16 protein-coding genes are annotated in these 15,800 nt (G+C 52.8%); 3 read left to right on the top strand and 13 right to left on the bottom strand.

What is annotated here, in order from left to right:
* Positions 1-20 precede the first annotated feature (20 nt).
* A complete protein-coding gene (gene ftsH, locus D9N13_RS16900; RefSeq protein WP_290592454.1) occupies positions 21-1,901 on the top strand; it encodes an ATP-dependent zinc metalloprotease FtsH in 1,881 nt (626 codons plus the stop codon).
* 26 nt (positions 1,902-1,927) lie between these two features.
* Here ftsH and D9N13_RS16905 read toward each other — a convergent pair whose 3' ends face one another.
* The 3 genes from D9N13_RS16905 to D9N13_RS16915 are packed head-to-tail and all read right to left on the bottom strand — an operon-like array spanning position 1,928 to position 4,423.
* Positions 1,928-3,376 (bottom strand): DUF4139 domain-containing protein, encoded by a 1,449-nt coding sequence (locus D9N13_RS16905; RefSeq protein ID WP_290592456.1) that lies wholly within the window; start codon positions 3,374-3,376, stop codon positions 1,928-1,930.
* 31 nt (positions 3,377-3,407) lie between these two features.
* Positions 3,408-4,022, bottom strand: a complete 615-nt coding sequence (locus tag D9N13_RS16910) for a dUTP diphosphatase (protein WP_290592458.1) — start codon at positions 4,020-4,022, stop codon at positions 3,408-3,410.
* Positions 4,023-4,030: 8 nt separating this feature from the next.
* Positions 4,031-4,423, bottom strand: coding sequence for a hypothetical protein (locus tag D9N13_RS16915; RefSeq protein WP_290592460.1), 393 nt, complete (start codon positions 4,421-4,423; stop codon positions 4,031-4,033).
* Positions 4,424-4,497: 74 nt separating this feature from the next.
* On the opposite strand from D9N13_RS16915, the gene D9N13_RS16920 reads away from it, so the two are divergent.
* Positions 4,498-5,178 (top strand): SOS response-associated peptidase, encoded by a 681-nt coding sequence (locus D9N13_RS16920; protein WP_290592462.1) that lies wholly within the window; start codon positions 4,498-4,500, stop codon positions 5,176-5,178.
* Between the two features lies 1 nt (position 5,179).
* Here the strand turns inward: D9N13_RS16920 and D9N13_RS16925 are convergent, their stop codons facing one another.
* From D9N13_RS16925 to D9N13_RS16970, 10 genes are all read right to left on the bottom strand, one after another.
* A complete protein-coding gene (locus D9N13_RS16925) occupies positions 5,180-7,345 on the bottom strand; it encodes a tetratricopeptide repeat protein (protein ID WP_290592464.1) in 2,166 nt (721 codons plus the stop codon).
* Positions 7,346-7,370: 25 nt separating this feature from the next.
* A complete protein-coding gene (locus tag D9N13_RS16930; RefSeq protein WP_290592466.1) occupies positions 7,371-8,126 on the bottom strand; it encodes a hypothetical protein in 756 nt (251 codons plus the stop codon).
* Positions 8,127-8,154: 28 nt separating this feature from the next.
* Positions 8,155-8,655, bottom strand: a complete 501-nt coding sequence (locus D9N13_RS16935; protein WP_290592467.1) for a peroxiredoxin family protein — start codon at positions 8,653-8,655, stop codon at positions 8,155-8,157.
* Positions 8,656-8,682: 27 nt separating this feature from the next.
* Entirely contained in the window at positions 8,683-9,609 is a 927-nt protein-coding gene (locus D9N13_RS16940; RefSeq protein WP_290592469.1) for an AgmX/PglI C-terminal domain-containing protein, read from the bottom strand.
* Entirely contained in the window at positions 9,606-10,115 is a 510-nt protein-coding gene (locus D9N13_RS16945) for an ExbD/TolR family protein (protein WP_290592471.1), read from the bottom strand. The genes D9N13_RS16940 and D9N13_RS16945 overlap by 4 nt, the downstream gene beginning before the upstream one ends.
* A complete protein-coding gene (locus D9N13_RS16950) occupies positions 10,112-10,654 on the bottom strand; it encodes an ExbD/TolR family protein (RefSeq protein ID WP_290592473.1) in 543 nt (180 codons plus the stop codon). Before D9N13_RS16950 ends, D9N13_RS16945 begins: the two co-directional genes overlap by 4 nt.
* Positions 10,655-10,703: 49 nt before the next feature.
* Positions 10,704-11,399 (bottom strand): MotA/TolQ/ExbB proton channel family protein, encoded by a 696-nt coding sequence (locus D9N13_RS16955; RefSeq protein WP_290592475.1) that lies wholly within the window; start codon positions 11,397-11,399, stop codon positions 10,704-10,706.
* 111 nt (positions 11,400-11,510) lie between these two features.
* Positions 11,511-11,765 carry a hypothetical protein gene (locus D9N13_RS16960; protein ID WP_290592477.1) on the bottom strand — a complete coding sequence of 85 codons (255 nt, stop codon included), beginning with the start codon at positions 11,763-11,765 and terminating at the stop codon, positions 11,511-11,513.
* A gap of 41 nt (positions 11,766-11,806) precedes the next feature.
* Positions 11,807-12,637 carry a tetratricopeptide repeat protein gene (locus D9N13_RS16965; RefSeq protein ID WP_290592479.1) on the bottom strand — a complete coding sequence of 277 codons (831 nt, stop codon included), beginning with the start codon at positions 12,635-12,637 and terminating at the stop codon, positions 11,807-11,809.
* Positions 12,624-15,497 (bottom strand): tetratricopeptide repeat protein, encoded by a 2,874-nt coding sequence (locus tag D9N13_RS16970; protein WP_290592481.1) that lies wholly within the window; start codon positions 15,495-15,497, stop codon positions 12,624-12,626. The genes D9N13_RS16965 and D9N13_RS16970 overlap by 14 nt, the downstream gene beginning before the upstream one ends.
* Between D9N13_RS16970 and D9N13_RS16975 the strand changes: the two genes are divergently transcribed.
* A complete protein-coding gene (locus D9N13_RS16975; RefSeq protein WP_290592483.1) occupies positions 15,490-15,777 on the top strand; it encodes a hypothetical protein in 288 nt (95 codons plus the stop codon). The genes D9N13_RS16970 and D9N13_RS16975 overlap by 8 nt on opposite strands.
* The last annotated feature ends 23 nt before the right edge of the window (positions 15,778-15,800 follow it).

Raw genomic sequence — 15,800 nt, forward strand, 5'->3', positions numbered from 1 at the left:
TATGGCAGGGGCAGTCGCGCATGAAGAAGCCAACCAAACCGGAATCTGATCAGACTCAAGATCAAAGCGATTCACCGCAGGTACAACAAGGCCATCCGCTCTTTGACTGGCGGCCGCTTTTTTTTACACTCTTATTGTTTGCACTGTATTACACCTTCTCGGCACAGAGTGAAACCGGCCCCAAAGAAATTCCCTACACCCAGTTCAAGCAACAGCTGATGAACGATGAACTCGCCTCAATTACCATGCGCGGGCAGCAGATCAATGGCCGTTATCGGAATAGTGACAAGGTCAATGGTTTTGATTTTAAAACCTATATGCCGGATATACGGGATGAGTCGCTGCTGGAACTGATTGAAAGCAGAAACGTAGAACTGAAGGCCAAGAGCGAAGAGCTGCCAACCTGGGCCACGGTGTTGATCAGCCTGCTGCCGTGGATTCTGATTTTTGGATTTTTTGCCTACAGTAATCGTGCCCTGCAAAATCGCATGGGGGGCGGTGCCGGCCTGTTCGGTTTTTCCCGCTCTCATGCCAGGCTGTATGAAACGCCGGAGACCAGTGAAATCAATTTTGATGAAGTGGCTGGTTTAGAGGGGGCTAAACAGGATTTGCGGGAAGTTATCGAGTTTCTGCGTAACCCGGACAAATTTCGAAAACTGGACGCTAAATTGCCCAAAGGCATATTGATGATGGGGCCTCCCGGCACGGGTAAGACATTGCTGGCGAAGGCAACGGCCGCCGAAGCGGGTGTGCCGTTTTTCAGCATCAGCGGCTCTGAGTTTGTTGAGATGTTTGTGGGGGTGGGTGCCGGTCGGGTACGCAGCATGTTCCAGCAGGCACGGGAGAAAGCACCGGCACTTATTTTTGTTGATGAAATCGACTCAGTAGGGCGGGTGCGCGGAAGCGGAGTGGGGGGCGGCAATGACGAGCGTGAGCAGACGCTCAATCAGATACTGGCGGAAATGGATGGTTTTGCCAGTGATGAGCCTGTAGTGGTGCTCGCAGCCACAAACCGGCCCGATGTACTGGATCCGGCGCTCATGCGCCCGGGTCGGTTTGATAGAAAAATCACCCTGGAGTTGCCACAGAAAAAAGCCCGCTTGCAGATATTGCAGGTACGCACGCGGCGTAAGCCGCTGAGTGATGATGTGGATCTGGAGCAGCTCTCTGCACGTACCATTGGCTTCTCCGGAGCGGATATTGAAAACCTGGTTAATGAAGCGGCACTGCATGCGGCGCGGGAAAACAAATCGCTCATTGAGCAAAGTGATTTCGAGCATGCCCACGATAAAATCCTGCTGGGCACCGAGCGTCAGGATATTTTGAATGGCGATGATAAAAAACGTATCGCTTACCATGAGTCGGGGCATGCCCTGTTATCCATGTTTCTGACTTACGCGGATCCGGTCAGTAAAGTGACGATCATACCCAGGGGGCGCGCCTTGGGTGTCACCGAAACGATGCCGGTTGAAGATAGGGTTAACTACACGCAGGAAGTGCTTGAAGACCGTTTGTGTGTGTTACTGGGGGGGCGTTGTTCGGAGCGTGTCGTATTCGGAAACGTGAGCTCCGGTGCAGCCGATGACCTCAAACAATGTACTTTACTGGCACGCCGGATGGTGACGCAGTGGGGTATGAGTGAAAAACTCGGCCCGGTACATTTCCCACAGCACGAAGAGCATCCCTTTTTGGGCATGGAGATGGCCACTTCCAAAGATTTCAGCGATGTCACCGCCCATACCATCGATCTGGAGGTAGAGTCATTGATTAAGAAAAGTGAAGAACGCACGCTACAAATTCTGCGGGACAAGCGCCGTGATCTGGATGCCCTGGCCGAGGCTCTAATGGCTAATGAAACCGTTTCTGCGGAAGAGATTCGGCAGTTGATCAAAGTGGATTAGTGCAGCTTCCACTTGCCAGGTTCTACTTACCAGCTGTAGTTAACGGTATAGGTGAGGGTGTCTTCCTGCTCGGGTTTGAGTTTCAGGTTGAATTCTATGGTTTGGCTGTCGGTTTTCGTGAATGGCTCTGAGTGATCCACGATTTCCCAGTTGGTCCAGCGGTACAGCGGTTCAATCACGGTTACGGTAACGGCTTGTTTTTTGCGGTTCTTGACTGTGATTTCGAAGGATTCCTGAGCCCTGTTTTCCCGTGTGTGAAGCTCGTAGTTCAACCGGGTCCGCTCACCGCTGATATCAAATGCGTTGCCGGTATAGAGTGACACCAGCGCGCCCTGTGCTGTGTGGTCAATGTTATTTTCACCAAGGAATTCCAGTTGTTTGTCTTGATCCTGTTGATAAAAGCGAACCCTGCCTTTGGGTAGGGAAACCCCCAAGCCGTTGTCTTTGCTGTTGCTGAATTGGCGATAAATCCAGACTTTGGTGTTGCTCTTTACCCCGTAATTCGGATCATTCCGAATGTGTTCCATATTGGCAGGGTAACGGGCATCAATCTGAGCCCCGTTATACAGGTAGCGGGTTTCAGATTTGATTCCGCTTGCGCGAATAAATTCGACCTGTTTGCTTTCACCGTTATCCAGGTTTACGGGGCGGTCGATGCTGTAGAGATGGTAGTCATCAAAGTCCTTTTCAGTGATTTGGGTTTTGACTCTGGCGGCAGCCATCATTCTGACCTGAGCCAGTTGTGCTTCCTGCGGTGCTATCTTGTTGAAATCACCTGCCATCAGTTTAACTTTGGCATTATCGAAGTTCTTGCCGGAATCATTGTTGATAGTAACCCAGGCGCTTAAATCCAGTTGATCGCTGCTCTCCCGGGCCACCAGATTGTAGTCTGCTTTCCAGCTCAGTCCGCCGGTAAGATAGGCCAGTTCTGCTGATATCTTGCCGGACGTGGCGGAATCCAATTGCAGATTCAGTGCCGGTTTCAGCAGGGTATCGTCTTTCAGGGCCGGAAACAGGGGCGTGCCGGGGAGCCCAAAACGTGTTTTACCATCTATTTCAATAACAGGTACACCGCTGGAGGTGCCACTGCGGATTATTTTTCCCGATAGGATTTCAGTCTGGTTGTTGCGAGTGACTTCGAAATCGATGACTTCACCCTCATAATGCTGCAACAGCAAACTTTCATTCACCGGCAGCGAGTGATAGTTCTGCTCCAGTACGAACAGCTGATCTTTTTTCTCCAGTGGGCGAAAGATTACGGAATCCGGCTCCAACTGTGTGGTGATTTCCTGATAGCGGACCTGATTGATGCCGGGTTTCAGGGTCAACTGCAGAGTGTCTCTCACCACGGCAAAGTTGTCGTTATAGAGGGTCAAAGAGGGTGCCGAAGTGTGGGGCGGTGCGCTGTGCGCAGCTTGTACTGCAATGGCACACACAATGGACGCTGCGCTAATGGGTGTCAGTTTTATATCCATGGTTGCTCCCACTCAGGCTTTTTTGTTGGTTTTACGCTTTTGGATAGCGGGCCTGCAGTTCCTTATATACCGTATCCTGCAGATCGGTAGTTTGATCGCTTACAGTGTTCAGGATTTCTGCCAGATGTTCGTTGTCTTCTTTGCCATGCCACTGTTTGTGATAGGTGCCTTCTTTATAGCCGTGATCCTGGCGAAAGAAGTTCAACACATTCTTGCCCACATACTGATGGTAGAGTTGGACCAGGCTAAAATCACTCAGTTCCATTAGTTGACAGAACAGGGGAATGGAAAAGTGTTGGGTGGTCAATGTGTTCCGGGCCAGTTCTTCAACCGCCACCAAGAAGTCCTGGGTGCTGTTTGCGCTTTGCCACTGGGCTTCCATAGTCTCCGCAATGCTCTCTACGCTATCACCGGAGGTCAGTAAAATGCTCATACCGAAATGCCAGATATCAACGATTTCCAACTGAATTTGATGGGTATCCGGTGTTTGCTTTTTCCACCACTTCCAACCGTGGTGATCCATCAACTCGGCGCATTCAGTCCAGATGGCGCGATACCATTCGTATCCCTGTTGTTGCCACTGAGGGTGTACTTTGCTGTTCATCCTGTTTTGCAGTTCAAGCATACTGATAAAAGCGTGTTTCATAAAAACTCCTATTCAAAACCCAATGACTGTACGTTGCGTTCGCGCTCCCGTAGCAGGTGTAATCCAGCGTAAAGTACGATCAGCCCCGCCATGCACAGATAGAGATGCCACCAGTAACTGGGTAACGCAGTCAGGTATTGTTCAGGGCGATCAGGGTTATAGTAAACCTTGTTGATGGCATGGTTCCGGCGCAAGTCGGCCTTTTGGATGACATAACGTTTTTCACCAACCTGATAGAAAAGCCCGGACTGTGCCGGGGTGATGTCCGTAACCGGCCAGCGCTGTTTTTCGATGGTAGAGGTCAACAGATAGAGACTCATCAGGAGAACGCTCAGACCTCCGGCAATGGCCAGATAGGCGATGATCAGGAACAGCGGGTGTTTGGATTTATGATCGGACATAATCGGTATCGTCAGAGTGTTCTGCCCTATGCTAGCCTGTCTCTATTTAACTCACAACGCGTGAGGCCAAATATATGTGTGGCCGTTTTAATATTATCGACGATCAAGCTATGCGGGATTTGCTTCGTACCCTTGGTTTCGATTTCAATTTTCCCACGCGAATTAATATCGCACCTACCGAGGCTGTACCGGTGATCATGAAGACTGATCAAGGGCTGGCCATCCATGAGATGCGCTGGTGGTTGACCCCCGCATGGGCACCGGAAATCACGTCGCGGTTTTCCATGTTTAACGCCCGCAGTGAAACCCTGGATACCAGTAAGGCGTTTCGCGGCCCGTTTCGTCACAAGCGTGGCATTATGCCGGCGTCCTCCTTTATTGAATGGCGAAAGCTGGGGCAGGGTAAACAGCCTTATCTGATTCGGCCTCAACACGGGGTGCTTATGTTTGCGGCCATCTGGGATCAATGGGAGAAGTCTGAGCACTACATTGAAAGTTGCGCCATGGTTACCACTGCGGCCGCTCCCGCCATGGATTGGTTACATCACCGGATGCCGGTAATGTTGTCTCTGGATGAAGCCCGGGAGTGGATGAATCCTGAGACGTCTAAAGCGCGCTTACAGCAGATTATGGCGCAGGGGTTGTCAGCGGATTTGCAAGCCGTGCCTATTTCACCACGGGTGAACAGTGGCCGGGATAAAACCGCCGCTGTTCTGGAGGAAGAGGGGGATCCGGTAGTCATTCCCGGGTGTTGATCTAGTCGTCTGAGAATATGCGTTTGATGACGTCACTGAGGTTCTGCGCCGGGGCTTTTTCTTCAAGCGGTATTACGCCATCACCATCAGTAGCACTTTGTTCAGACGCATCTGCGGCAGGTTCCTTGCCCAGCTCCAGCATAATGCTCTGTTCGCGCTCACGTTTGCGGTCACGCTCTTGCATGTAGCCAAGATCCTGTAATCGGGCAATGGCAAGCAATGATTTTGCGCGCATGGTATCCAACTGTTTTTGTTGTTGTTCGATGATACCGATAGCCACTGTTTGCATCTGCCGCCGCTGCTGACGCAGTTGTCTGGCGGTTTCCTGTTCCAGCTCGGTGACTGTCTGCCGCAGCGCGATGATGCGGGATTCGAAACCGTAGAAACGATTTAAACGGGTGTCCCGTGCCGCCATCAGTGCTCTGATACGTCGCTCAAGCTCCAGCAGCATATTGTTCATTGCCACCTGCTCTTTGGTTGCCTCCCAGCGCTTTTCAATCGCGGTGGCGTTAAGATCCCAGAGTAGCAGGCCCTTTAACAGTTTGAGTTTTTCCCACTCTTCGAAATACAGATCGGGATCATTCAGGTCCACCAGTGCCGCTTCGATGGCATCAAGCCGTTCTTTTTGGATCAGTTGCGATACATTGGCCAGGCCCGTCAGGTCATTGTTGGCAATGATCTGGTTGAGCCTGGTTTCGAATTCGTCCAGCTTTACCCGGGAATACGCGTAAAAATTCTTCGAGTTATCAATGGCTTTTTCAGCTTTTGGGGCCAACTCATTGAGCCGCTCCACGTGTGTATTGATCATCTCGTTAAAACTGGGGAACTGCTTTTCCCAGTGACGAAGCACCATGTACAGTCGCTGTAACTCGCGATAATCCCGATACAGGCGGTGGAACTCATTACTGGCAAAGTAGCGGTACAGGTGCTGTGTTACCTTATCTTCCACCGGCAATTTGAACTCAGGCAGCTTACCCATTGCATCGTGACCGGAAATGTCCACAGGGCTGATGCGCTCGATCCAGTCTGGCTGCTGAATCTCCTGCTTGATGGTGTCGAGGCGGCGGCGTTGATTCCTGAAAATCTTATAGGCGGATTTATAGCCGTCCAGTGCATCCTGCAACGCTCCCAACTCTTCAAATACAAAGGGCACATTGAGAATACTTTCCTGTACGGATGGATCAGTCAGGGGGCGCTCGTTCAATTCCATCCAGGGGGTCAGTGCATCCAGTTTTCGATCGGAATGAAAATGGGTCCAGCCCAAGGCCAGCAAGGCTCGATTTGCCACCGGCCCGTAGAGCCGCACCCGGTGCAGCACCTGTTGTGCCTGTTGTAACTGGTTGGCACGCAGATAGTGAATGCCCAATGCAAGCGCTGCCTGATCGGTGAGGGTTTTATCCAGCTCTGTTTGCGGGCGGCTCCTGTTGAGTACATCGGAATAATAGGTTGCCGCTTGTTCCATATCCCCCAACTGCGCCAGAGCCGATGCCATATTGAAGCGGACAAAGAGGCTTTGTGCCTGGTCTTCTCGCAGGTATTGACTCAGGGACTGGGCTTGATCCACTTGCCCCAGGCGGATATGACATAGGATCTGCAGTAACACATGTTCGGTGGCACGGCTTTCCAGTGGCTCGTTAATGCTGGAGGTGAGGATGTCTAATGCGTGCTGTGGATCACCCCGTTTGTAGTAGATGCGAGCCAGTTGGTACCAGGATTCGTCGGCACCTTCAACCGAGGTATAAGTATCCAGCAGAGAGCGGAATATGGCTTCCCCTTGATCCAGCAGGCCATAGGAAACGTAGAGCGCACCCAATACCAGTTCCGCATGCTCGCTGTTGCCTGCAAACTGGCCCCGTTCCTTCGCTACCAGTATCTTGGTGATGGCCGAAAAGTAATGCTCCTGATAGAACTCAAACAACAAATCACCGTAGGCCAGGTCTTCAATGGCGTGGGGCTGATCAATGGGCAGCGGCTCCCTGGGTTGTTCGGGGACGGCTGGGTCAGTGGTTTCTTCAGATCCAAACCAGTCAAAGGGATCGAGATCCAGGGCAAGGGCAGGGCTGGGCGCCAGTACGCCGATGGCAGCCGCCAGCATACCCACTTTGCAAAAGCGAATAACCGCATTGGGTGTTAATGAGATGTTGTCGTGATGACGTTTCGGTTTCAAAATCAAATCCTGGTGGCCGTTGCCATCACTCCCACTGCTTCAAGCGGAAGCCGGGTTGTTTACGAAGATCATCACCTTCAATTTTCAGCTCAATGTACTTTGTGCCACTGCTCTTCTCAAATGCCATGCTGACTGCACGCTTGTAATCGCGGCCTTCCGGGCCCACGCCGGTGACCACTGCCACCAGCTCGTGTTCGCCCACGGGAAGGTTACCGGTAAACAGGCGTTGTACCGCGCCACGGTTCATGGCTTTCAGTTCCCGTTCGGTATAAAGGTGATTGCTGATGGGGCGGTCGTTTAACTTCAGCGTTACCCCGTCCAATTGGAAGTATTCCAATGCGTCGAACGATACAAAGACATTGACCTGGGTACTGCTGGGAAACAGCAGGTCTTCTTCCAGAATGAAAAGATCCCGGTTTACCTGCAGAATTTTCTCTTTCAGCTGTTGCATTTCCTGCTGCATGGTTGCCGGATCTTTTTTGGCAACAGTACCTTCGGCTGCGGCATCCGGGCTTTCCGATCCATAGAGGATCTGGTTCAGATCAACGAACTCGCTCTCTTCTTCCGGTGCGGTCATTTCCGCTTTTGGTTTGGCGCTCACCGTTTCGGCAGGGGCATTTTCATCTTCATCCAGAATTTCATCGATCTCGATGAACTCCAGATCTTCCCCTAAATCCAGGTCGATGGTTTCGTCGGTTTCAGCCGCCCAGGCCATACCGCACAGCGATATGAGCATGAGGGCGGTAAAGAATCGGGCCAGTTTGTGATTGATCGCGTTCATTTGCTTCACTTCACTCGTTTGGATTCGCCTATTCAGATACCAGTGTTTGCAGGATGGTATCGAATTTGTTGACATCACCAGGCTCAAAGCCATCCTGCAGATGCCGAATTACGCCATCCCGGTCCACAATAAAAGAGGAGGGCAGATCGTTAATGTCGTAGCGCTCACTGACCACAAACCGGTCATCAAAAAGCATGGTCAGATCCAGGCCTTTGTGCTCCCGATAATGTTCAGCGTCGCTGCGTTTTTTATCCAGGGTAACGGCCCAGACTTTTACACCGAAATCCCGGTATTTCTGTTGCAGTTGCTCCAGTGCCTGTAATTGCACCGGGCAGGAACGGCACCAACTTGCCCAGAACACCACAGCGACAATGTAGCCCCTTTGTTCCGACAGGCGCAGATTGAATGGGCCGTCGCTGTGTAGCGTGAAGTCCGGCGCATCGTCACCCACCGGCGGCTTTTTGGCAAACACCGCCGGACTTGCCAGCAACGCCAGCCCGATCACTCCATACTGTACCCTTCGCCACATGCTCTGCATCTTGTTTCTCACGGTTGGTTACGATGGAATAAAGGAGATTGGGTAGGTGTCCTGCCAAACGCCCACATCCATCGCACCGAAGTTGATGCGCTTCACTTTCAATACGATCTTGCGTTCCAGGTCGGCATCGTTCAATTCACTGCTGACCACTTCACATTTGGTTACGGTGCCATCAGGCTGGATAACCATACTCAGTACCACGGTGCCTTCCAGAGCCGGGTTCTTACGCAAGGCGCGGCGATACAGCGAGTAGATCGAGCCTTTGTATTTATCGAATACCAACTGGATGTCTTCGGTGGATCGGCGCGCCTTGCCATCGGCACCGCGGCGTGTTTCTTTTTCGGCGGCAGGGTCAGCGATCTGGCTTTCCACCTGCGTGCTTTGTACTCCCGCCAGTGAGCCGGAGCCACCCCCGCCGGAAGAGGCTTTCGATGTGCTGACACCGCCACTGCTGCCCAGGGCCATGGAACCCACCAGATTGCGTTGGGTTTTTTGCTCCTGAGCCCCCACTGAAGACACCGCTTTTTGTTCTGTCTTCAGGTCCGCCAGATCGTTGCTGTCCCGCAGATCACTCAGATCGTCGAATACCGCAATGGCGGCCTTAGCCTGCTCTTTGGCGGTAGGTTTGGGTTTTTCCTCTTTTTTAGGCTCTTCTTTCTTGGGCTCTTCCTTGGGTTCCTCTTTTTTCTCTTCCTCTTTCTTTTCCTCTTTGGGAGGTGGCGGAGGCGGTGGCGGCTTTTGCTTTTCCATCACCAGCTTCGCCAGACGAGGCGGGATTTTTTCCACCTGATCCCGTTGTTTTTCCGGCACGGGAATGCTGGGCAAAACCAACAGCAGAATGACAAACACCACCGCAAAAACCACGAACAGCTTGCGAAAGAGTTTCTCCTCTTCCGCGGCTCGATCCCATGGCAGGCTCGGCGTTGAGTAATACAGCGGTTTCATGATTTCTTGTCCTCCGTTTTCTTGAGGACAGCCAGTGAAATCCTTGAATACTCGTTACTGCTGCAGGTCATCATGATTTTGCGCAGCAGGGCGTAGGGAATTTCCTTGTCACCCATGATGGTGACGTTCCGTTCTGCCACGCCCAGCTCGTTCACCATCAGTGCCGGGGCCTTGCTGGCCTGGTAGCGCAACTCTTTCTGCAGGGCAGGTATGTTGTCGCTGGGCAATGACATGATGGTTGGAACCTCTTCCACAATCCGGCCGTTCACCAGAATCGTGCGGTCATTCACCATAATGGTCAATGTTTCACGGGGTAACTGCTCGGCGATGGACTCCGGCAGCTTAATGGATTTCTGATTCGGCAGCTGGGTGGTGTTGGATGAATTCACCAGCAGGAAGAACACCAGAATGGTGAAAATATCCATCAGTGACACCAAGTTGACGCTGGGCAGAAACTGGCGCTTATGGCGCCGGTCCATGCGTTTTGCACGATGGGATAATTTCACGCAGCACCTCCTTTGGTCACACCGGTGGAGGAGGATTTCTGTTGATCCGGTGGTGCATCACCGATGGCGATGTCAGGGAACAATTCAGCGTTTTGTACATCGGTGCCAACCACTTGCTTGGTTACCCGCACTTTGTCCATGGTGGTGACCAGTACTTCGTAGGGAGTACTGGGTTCCAGCAACAGGGTTATTTCAGTGATGTCCGGAAAGCGGGTTTTCACCGCCTTCAGGGTTTTCACCAGGGTGTTGAAATCGTGCTTGCCGGCTGTATTGGGGATGATTTTCAGCGGCCCTGTCTGACGGTCGACCACTTCCAATCGATTGTTGTATATCAGCACTTCCAGCACGATCGGCTTTTTGTCTTCCTGCTGCTGTTGCGCGGCCGGGGTGGTGGCAGGCAAATTCAGCTCCAGGATAGAGATCTGCGAAAACACAGCGGTAATCAGAAGAAACGGCACCAACACCACCATCAAATTCATGAAGGCGGTTATGTTGATTTCAGCGTCTGCTGTGTGTCTTCGACGCGAGCGTCTACTCATATCGGCTCCTGCTCAATCGTATTCGTTTGATCAATGTCGGTAACTGACATTAACCCTGTCCGTTGCTCTGTGCCTTTTGGCTTTGGGCCTGACGGAATACGTTGAGGAATTTTACGGAAGCCATTTCCATGCTGTCGATGAGCTGGTTGGTTTTATTCTGCAGATAAGTGAACGCCAACAGTAACGGGATGGCTGCCATCAAACCAAATGCGGTGGTGTTCATGGCTACCGAAATACTGGCCGATAAAAGGTCTGCCTTTTGCGAGGGATCCGCGCTGGCAACTGCGGTAAAAGCGTTAATCAGACCCATGATGGTACCCAACAGACCCAGTAGGGTAGCGATATTGGCAAAGGTGGCAATGTAGTTGGTGCGGCGCTCCAGATGTGGAATGGCTTCCATCAGGCCTTCTTCCATGGCCATCTCCACTTCGTCGTGGCGGGTGGCATAGGCGCTTCTGGACAAGCCGTATACCAGGATTTTGGCCACTGCACTGCCGGAGTTTTTGGCCTCTTCCATGGCGGACTTGAACTTGCCCTGGGTCAGCAGCGGGAACAGCTTTTTCCACACCATCTGGTTGCGGGTTTGAGTCAGATTCAAATAAATGAAGCGCTCAAGCGTGATGGCCAATCCCACCAGGAACACCGCCAGTATGATGTACATAAAGGGGCCGCCTTCCTGAAAGAACTGTGCGGTGGTGGTGATCAGTCCTGCGCTTTGTTCAGCCGCATTCATTGTGTCAGACATTTTGGTCTCCTGCGTTACCAAATATTGGTTTATCTGTTCGTTGATTTGAATCGTTGCTACGAGTCTAAGGGTCAGGCTTTCGTATTGTTATTGGTTTGGTACCATAAATCCTTATTGATCAACCGCTTGGGGATCAGAATGCTGAAGCAGGTTAAAATAATCCACCTGTCTGCGCAACTCGTCCTGGTCCACCGGTTTCAATGAATCGTTCAGCAACTGAGAATCGAGGCTGGGCTTGGATTGCCAGGGGTCAACCGACAATTCGCGGTTTTGCCAGGGCACCACGTTGAGCACGTTGGGTGCTTCTTTGGTGCCAATGATGGTGGTGCCTTCATCCAATGCCCATGTGGCTCTGCTTAACAACACAGTACCCAGTATTAAAATGAAAAAAAGCGTCGGCCTAATGTTCATTGTGTCCTTGCAGCTCGTCGTTGTAATTCAATGATCCAGCCGTTGACTTTTTTATCCGGTTCGGGAAGCAACGTCTGATAGGTTTCGAATTCTTTTAGGGCCAATACGGGATCATGCAAATACAAATCCGCCAGTACCGCTAAATTATAGTGGGCTGGTGCATAATTTTCGTCGATTCGAATCGCAGATTCATAACTCACCTGGGCTTGCCTGAACTTGCCAAGCTGCCGGCTAAGTACGCCCAACTCATTGAGAAGGCGAGGGTTTTTGCCATGCTGCAGGATTGATTTCTGAAGCAGATCATAGGCTTCCTGGATATTGCCCTTTTTTCTCAAAACAATGGCCTGGTTCACAATCGGGCCTGATAGGGCCGGATACTGCGTTGCCAGATCCCGGAATCGAGCCTGCGCGGTATCCAGATTGCCTTTGCGCAGCTCAGCCACCGCCCGGTTGAAATCCGAACGGGCCAGTTCCGCCTGCTGTACCTGTTCCGGATCACGGGTCAAAGGCTCCTGGCCGGGTTGATTGAGCCGTGCCAACACAGCGGCGGAGTCGGCATCCTGAATGACGGGTGCGGCGGATTCGGGTTGATCCGGTTGTGTCTCCTCGTCGCTGGTTTGTGCACTGGCTTGCTCGGGTACGGTTGCCGCATCGGACTTTTCGGCCGGAACTTCTCCGGTCAGGTCAATGGTTACCGAATCCGGCATCTCAAAATCGCCGGCTTCCAGCTGGCTGTCATCACCGGAAGAGAGCATGGAGCATCCCGTGGCAAGCGCCAGCAGTGGAATCAGCATCATAGAGCAGATGGATGATTTAATAGATGTCATCAACATACTCCTCAGTGAGTTCGGTTTTGTTGTAGCGCCCGGGGGACAGTTTACTCAGGGATTGGTAGCTCTTCTGCACCCATTCATCCCACACGCCGTTAAGGGTACGTTCGGTGTTGGTCTGGAAAATGGCAATGGCCTTATCTTCAAGGGGAATGGCCTGGTCTTCCAGCAGGATTTCATATTCTTCCAGGGCCAGTTCGTCCAAGCCGCGGGGGCGTTCGCTGTCCATGATGCTGCGGGCAAACAGGCGATAGACTTCCCCCAGCTTATAATTGGCGGCCGTGGTGAAATCAATGACCCCGAATTGGACGGTGCGGGTATAGGCTGCGCTGGCTTTTTGCATGGCGGCCTTCTTCTTGCGCAGGCTGCTTTTCAGCGGCTGTGTCAACCGAATACTGCGAAAATCGGCGAACAGGGCATCGGCACTGTGGTATGATCCATAGGCGGCAAGATACAGGGTACGGTCTGTTTGCTCCGAGCCTGCAGCGGAGTGGGTTTCCACCAGTTTATTCAGCCAGAAATAACGTTTATTGCTGTCTCCGGCTTGTTCATACAGATTCACCAGTTTGTACTGGGCTTCCATGCGGGGGCCAACCGGGCGCTCGTAATCCCAGACAAACTTTTTGTACAGTTCGATGGCTCCGTCGGTATCGCCGGTTTTCTCGCGCATCTCTGCAGCTTGCAGCAGGGCTTCCCGTGCCAATTCCGGGTTGCTGTCCTGGTTGAGCAGGGCGATGGTGAGCAGCTCGCCTGCGGCCATGGCAAGGTTGCCGGTTTTTTCGTAGGCAAAACTGAGCTTGGCCGGAATGGAGGCGGTGAGGCTGTGGCTGGGGAAACGCTGGCGGAAAGATTCCAGTACCGCGATGGCCTTATCGTATTCCTCCAGTTTCAACAGGAGGTTGGCCGCATCGTAATCCGCGTTGGCACGCACCGAGGCATTGGGTACCACAGCAGCCACCCGCAGGTATTCACCGGCGGCTTCTGCCAGGCGGCCATTCTGTTCCAGGATTTCACCCTGCTTGTAGATACTGGTGGCGAGGTTTTCCCTGAATTTGGCGCGCTGCTGCGCTTGCAGGGATTCGAACTCCAAGACCTTGGTAATGGCTTCTTCGGCCTTGACCCAGGCCTGTTTGTCGAACATGCCGTTGGCATAGGTGATCCAGGCTTTTTCCCGTAATGCCTGGGGTGCCGGTGGCACCAGCTCAATGATCAGCTGCGCGGTGACAATGGCACCCTCCACGTCACCCAACAGCAGTTGATCTTCGATGACGTTATCCAAAATCCGTGGGGTGTGCTCATTGGCCGGGTACGTTTTTGCGAAACGCAGGGAGCTGCTGGCGCGCTTGGCCACCCAGCCTCGGCGGGTAGGGTCATCCTTGGCTAATGTGTTGAGATATTCCTGATGGGCCAGCAAGCCAAAGTAGGCGGCTTTTTCGGCATCCGGATGGGGTGGGTAGTCGTATGCGGTGCGCTCGAATTCCTCGATGGCCGGACGGAAATCCTTGGCGGCAAACAGGGTTTCACCCAACAGCATGTTCATGGTGGGGGCGCTTTCGTCATTGGGGAAGGTGGCCAGGAATTCCCGATACCATCGGGCCGCGACGCCATAATCCTTGGGCAATTTGGTTTTTTGTGCAGCGGCATGGTAGTGCTGGGCCAGCTCGATCAGGTGTTGCTTCAACTCGTTGCTGTATTGGGCTCTGGCTTCCGGTGTTGCCCGCGCCCAGAATGCACTGTAAACCCCGTATTGATCGACAAACTTTTCTTTATAGGGCAACACCAGGCTGGGAAAACCGCCTTTCTGGTAAGTGTCGATGACCTTGGAGGACATGGAAGGCGCCATTGGGTGCAGCGGATTTTTCTGTGAGAACATGGCGTAGGTATCCGCCGCATCCTTATAGCGCTCCTGATACAGGTAGAGTTCCGCCAGCGCGGCGTAAACCTTGAATTCGTAGACCCGGGAACCATTGTTACGGAAGTACTCCGAGACGCTCTGTGCGCCCTCGAGGTTGGAGAAGGACATGCTGAGTACACGCAGTGTGTCGTCGAGGGTTTTCTGCTGGGTCTTGGACACTTCCGGCAGGGGGATGGCCTCAATTTTGGTGATGGTGCGCTCACGTCGTTCTGCTTTCCGTTCCTCTTCTGTTTTCGGGGGCGGAGTGGGCATGTACCCGTCCAACAGCGTCACAAAATCCTGTACCGCCAAATCGTAATCACCCAGCTTGTACAAGCTCCAGCCGTGCTTGTAGAGGGAGTGCTCATAAAATTCCCGCTGCGGTCCGGCCTTCAGCACATAGGCGTAGGCGGCGGCAGCGGGCTGATATTCCCCCAGCAGGAACAGGTGCTCGCCGCGGCGGAACTGAGCTTCGTAGGTAAACTCGCCATCGGGGTATTTGGCCACCAGGGTGTTGAGCGTAGTCAGTGCTTTTTCCTGTTCCCCGCTCAGGTCATAGGCCTTGGCCAGCAGATAGTATTCCTCTGACAGGTCGGTGCCATCGGGCGCCCCCAGGATCAGTGCCTCGTAGATCGCCACTGCTTTTCCGTACTGCAGGACATCGCCCTCTGCCGCCAACTCAGCGGAGTCCACCAGGGGTGATTCTTCCAAAGACTCGATCATCTGATCTTCTGTGGCCACCATGGTGAGATCGGCCATGCGCCGCATGGCCAGGGCCCGCTCTTGCTGGGTGGAGAACAGGGCAACGGCTTGTTCGTAGGTCTGCAGTACCCGTTCCGCCTGGATGGGTTCAAGCTCTTGGGGCAGGACGCTGATGTCGCGGTGTTTGAGGTCTGCCAGAGTCAGGTCACGGCCTTCCGCAGAGGCTGAGCGTTGGCTGGAAGGCGCACAGGCCGTGAGCATCAGCGCACCGGCGATGGAACAGGCGGCAAGAGTAGAGGTCACCCAACTTGGTTTTGACTGTCTGATAGATTTACTCACTCGTAACAACCTGGCACTTCTTATTCTTGTCTCAACGAAGCGTAAATTCCGGTGGGCCAAAGGATTAATAGCTTTGATTGTCGCCGGTTTTAGATCAACTGGCAAAAAAGCCCAGGCGTGGATTGTAAATTTTGTGCGCCCGTTATCCAAAAACCTCAAAGCACTGGCGGGGTTTAGCCCATTTGGCTTGTCGGTGATCTGATGTGTGATCTGCTGTATAGTGCA

Origin of the sequence: Ketobacter sp. GenoA1 (assembly GCF_003671475.1) — a bacterium.
Classification (GTDB): domain Bacteria; phylum Pseudomonadota; class Gammaproteobacteria; order Pseudomonadales; family Ketobacteraceae; genus Ketobacter.

Excerpts from the sequence above, each read along its gene's own strand:
- ftsH (WP_290592454.1), top strand. The coding sequence starts at position 21 with ATGAAGAAGCCAACCAAACCGGAATCTGATCAGACTCAAGATCAAAGC.
- D9N13_RS16905 (WP_290592456.1), bottom strand. The coding sequence starts at position 3,376 with ATGGATATAAAACTGACACCCATTAGCGCAGCGTCCATTGTGTGTGCC.
- D9N13_RS16910 (WP_290592458.1), bottom strand. The coding sequence starts at position 4,022 with ATGAAACACGCTTTTATCAGTATGCTTGAACTGCAAAACAGGATGAAC.
- D9N13_RS16915 (WP_290592460.1), bottom strand. The coding sequence starts at position 4,423 with ATGTCCGATCATAAATCCAAACACCCGCTGTTCCTGATCATCGCCTAT.
- D9N13_RS16920 (WP_290592462.1), top strand. The coding sequence starts at position 4,498 with ATGTGTGGCCGTTTTAATATTATCGACGATCAAGCTATGCGGGATTTG.
- D9N13_RS16930 (WP_290592466.1), bottom strand. The coding sequence starts at position 8,126 with ATGAACGCGATCAATCACAAACTGGCCCGATTCTTTACCGCCCTCATG.
- D9N13_RS16935 (WP_290592467.1), bottom strand. The coding sequence starts at position 8,655 with ATGTGGCGAAGGGTACAGTATGGAGTGATCGGGCTGGCGTTGCTGGCA.
- D9N13_RS16940 (WP_290592469.1), bottom strand. The coding sequence starts at position 9,609 with ATGAAACCGCTGTATTACTCAACGCCGAGCCTGCCATGGGATCGAGCC.
- D9N13_RS16950 (WP_290592473.1), bottom strand. The coding sequence starts at position 10,654 with ATGAGTAGACGCTCGCGTCGAAGACACACAGCAGACGCTGAAATCAAC.
- D9N13_RS16955 (WP_290592475.1), bottom strand. The coding sequence starts at position 11,399 with ATGTCTGACACAATGAATGCGGCTGAACAAAGCGCAGGACTGATCACC.
- D9N13_RS16965 (WP_290592479.1), bottom strand. The coding sequence starts at position 12,637 with ATGACATCTATTAAATCATCCATCTGCTCTATGATGCTGATTCCACTG.
- D9N13_RS16970 (WP_290592481.1), bottom strand. The coding sequence starts at position 15,497 with ATGCTCACGGCCTGTGCGCCTTCCAGCCAACGCTCAGCCTCTGCGGAA.